This window comes from Streptomyces sp. YS-3, from assembly GCF_045257485.1.
In the GTDB taxonomy this organism is placed as follows: domain Bacteria; phylum Actinomycetota; class Actinomycetes; order Streptomycetales; family Streptomycetaceae; genus Streptomyces.
In genome coordinates, this window is record NZ_JBJHPC010000720.1 from 1 (window position 1) to 3,142 (window position 3,142).

The following is a 3,142-nucleotide window of genomic DNA, read 5'->3' on the forward strand; positions in this document are numbered from 1 at the left end:
AGCCCGACCCCCTCCACGGCGACCCGGCGTACCCCCGGCACGCGCCCCCCGGCTGTGCCGGGGCCACCGGCGGTGGACGGGTGCCGTACGGAGGTCGCGCGGTGAGGCTCGTCGGTGGGGTCCCCGACATCGGTGGGCTTTCGCAGGCGCAGCAGCGCGGTGTCGACTGCGTGTGGTGCGGGGTGACGCTGTCCGCGGAGACCGCCGTCGACCTGGGGCCGCGGCCGTTGAAGATCCTGGACTACCGGACCTATTGGTACCCCCGGGCCTGCCCGCGGCACGCGCTCCCCCGGATCTGCGCCGTCTGCGACGAACCCGTCGCCGGTGAGGCCGAGGTGGTGCTCGGGTTCTCGTCGTGCGGGGCCCGGCCGGACAGTTACCGGCATCCGGCCGGTACACCCGGATGCGTACGCAGGAGCGGCACGAGGTAGCGCCGGCGCCTCACGCGGACGACCGCACCACCAGCTCCGTCGGCAGCACCAGCTGGGTGCCCGCGCGCTCGCCCGCCGCGATCTGGGTGAGGAGCAGATCCGTCATCGCCCGGCCCATCTCCTCGATCGGCTGGCGCACGCTGGTCAGCGGGGGCTCCATGTGGCGGGCTATGGCCGAGTCGTCGAAGCCGATCAGAGCCACGTCCTCGGGGACGCGCCGGCCCCGTTCGCGCAGGATCTGGCGGGCGCCCGCCGCCATCACGTCCGAGGCGGCGAAGACCGCGTCGAGGCCGGGCTCACGGTCGAGGAGCAGGGCCATCGCCTCGCGGCCCCCCTCCTCCGTGAAGTCCGAGGGGCCGATGAGCCCGGGCTCGGGCGGCAGCCCCGCCCCGGCCAGGGCCGCGCGGTAGCCGTCCAGACGGCAGCGGGCCCCGTACACGTCCAGCGGGCCGGTGATCGTGGCGATCCGGCGCCGGCCCCGGGCCAGCAGATGCGCCACGGCCGCCCGCGCCCCGCCGAAGTTGTCCGAGTCCACCGACGCCAGCGGCTCCTCCTCCGAGCGCGGGCCGCTGATCACCACCGGCATGTCGAGCTGCTCCAGGAGCTCGGGCAGCGGGTCGTCGGCGTGGACGCCCACCAGCAGGACCCCGTCGACCCGCTGGCCGGTCAGGTACTGGGCGAGCCTGCGGCGCTCCCGCTCGCTGCCCACCAGGGTCAGCAGGAGCTGCATGTCGGTCTCCGCGAGCGCCTGGCCGACGCCCCGGACCACCTCGGAGAAGTACGGCTCCGCGAAGAAGCGCGTCTCCGTCTCGGGGACGACCAGGGCGATCGCGTCCGTACGGTTGGCGGCCAGGGCGCGGGCCGCGCGGTTGGGGACGTAGCCGAGTTCGGCGACCGCCGCCTCGACGGCCGCGCGTGTACGGTCGCTGACCCGGGGCGAGCCGTTGATCACCCGGGAGACCGTGCCGCGGCCGACCCCGGCACGCGCCGCCACCTCTTCAAGGGTGGGCCGCCCGGCCCCGCGGCCCCGGACCGTGCGAGCTGCTTTCATGGCTGCCTCCCCGTCTTGCCGCACATCGTGGACCTCGGGGTGAAAACTAACAGCACGACCCCGGCGGCGGACTGCCTTTGCCCGCTCCCTTGACACCCTCCCGGACAGTCGCCACCCTTCAACACATCACGACTGGGAGCGCTCCCACCCCTAGCTGCCCGTACACCTTCCGCACCTTCCACCCCTGCACGACCGACCGTCAATCGTTCTGCACGGAAAGCAAGTTGGAGGATCACCATGCGTACGAGAACACGTACAAGAACACCCCTCGGCACCCGCGCGCCCCGGCGGCTCGCGGCGCTCGCCGTCGTCTCCGTACTCGGCGCCGGACTGCTCGCGGGCTGCGCCGACGACGGCGACAGCAAGGACTCCACCGGCTCCGGCTCGTCCTCCTCCGGGGGCGGCGGGGGCGGCGGGGCGAAGACCACGCTCACTGTCGGTGTCTTCGGCGCCTTCGGCCTCAAGGAGGCCGGGCTCTACGACGCGTACATGAAGCTCCACCCGGACATCGAGATCAAGCAGACCTCGATCGAGCGGAACGAGAACTACTACCCGCAGCTGCTCACCCACCTCGGCTCCGGCAGCGGGCTCGCCGACATCCAGGCCGTCGAGGTCAACAACATCGCGGAGGTGACCGCCACCCAGGCGGCCCATCTGGAGGACCTCGGCAAGGTGAAGGGCGTCGACAAGGCCGCCTTCCTGCCGTGGAAGTGGGGGCAGGCCACCAACAAGGACGGCAAGACCGTCGGCCTCGGCACCGACATCGGGCCGCAGGGCATCTGCTACCGCAAGGACCTGTTCGCCGCGGCCGGGCTGCCCACCGACCGGGAGGCCGTGGGGAAGCTGTGGGAGGGCGACTGGCAGAAGTACCTCGCGGCCGGTGAGCGCTACAAGTCGAAGGCGCCCAAGGGGACGGCCTTCGTCGACTCCGCCTCCGGCATCCTGAACGCCATCACCGGCTCCAGCGACACCCGCTACTACGACGCGGCCGGCAAGGTCGTCTACAAGTCCAACCCGGCCGTGAAGGAGGCCTGGGACACGGCCGCCTCCTTCGCCACGCACGGGCTCACCGCCAAGCTGCAGCAGTTCCAGCCCAGCTGGGACCAGGGCTTCGCCAACGGCAGCTTCGCCACCGTCTCCTGCCCGGCCTGGATGCTCGGGTACATCCAGGACAAGGCGGGCGCCGCGGGCAAGGGCAAGTGGGATGTGGCGGCAGCGCCCAAGCCGTCCAACTGGGGTGGCTCGTTCCTCGTCGTCCCGTCGGCGGGCAAGCACCGCGAGCAGGCCGCCGAGCTGGCCGCCTGGCTCACCGCGCCGGCCCAGCAGGCGACGCTCTTCGAGAAGCGCGGCAGCTTCCCGAGCGCCAAGGCCGCGTACGCCCTGCCCACCGTCGCAGGCGCCCACCACGACTACTTCGGCGGCGCGCCCATCGGGCAGATCTTCGCCAAGGCCGCCGAGGGCACCCCGGTGCAGGTCCTCGGACCCAAGGACCTGATCATCGCGCAGAACCTGGCCGACGTCGGCATGCTCCAGGTCGACCAGAAGGGCCGGTCCCCGCAGGCGGGCTGGGAGGCCGCAGTGAAGGCCATCGACAACGCGCTGGACCAGTGAGGACGGCGAACGGCACGGGGGCGGGGGCCTCCGGGGACCGGCCCTTCTG

Annotated in this window: 3 protein-coding genes; 2 read left to right on the forward strand and 1 reads right to left on the reverse strand. The window is 72.5% G+C overall.

Annotated features, from left to right (window positions below; genetic code table 11):
* A partial coding sequence (locus ACJA3G_RS33805; protein ID WP_406556852.1) for a hypothetical protein occupies positions 1-431 on the forward strand: 431 nt, incomplete at its 5' end.
* Positions 432-441: 10 nt separating this feature from the next.
* Here the strand turns inward: ACJA3G_RS33805 and ACJA3G_RS33810 are convergent.
* A complete protein-coding gene (locus ACJA3G_RS33810; RefSeq protein WP_406556853.1) occupies positions 442-1,482 on the reverse strand; it encodes a LacI family DNA-binding transcriptional regulator in 1,041 nt (346 codons plus the stop codon).
* 237 nt (positions 1,483-1,719) lie between these two features.
* On the opposite strand from ACJA3G_RS33810, the gene ACJA3G_RS33815 reads away from it, so the two are divergent.
* Entirely contained in the window at positions 1,720-3,093 is a 1,374-nt protein-coding gene (locus ACJA3G_RS33815; protein WP_406556854.1) for an extracellular solute-binding protein, read from the forward strand.
* Positions 3,094-3,142 lie beyond the last annotated feature (49 nt).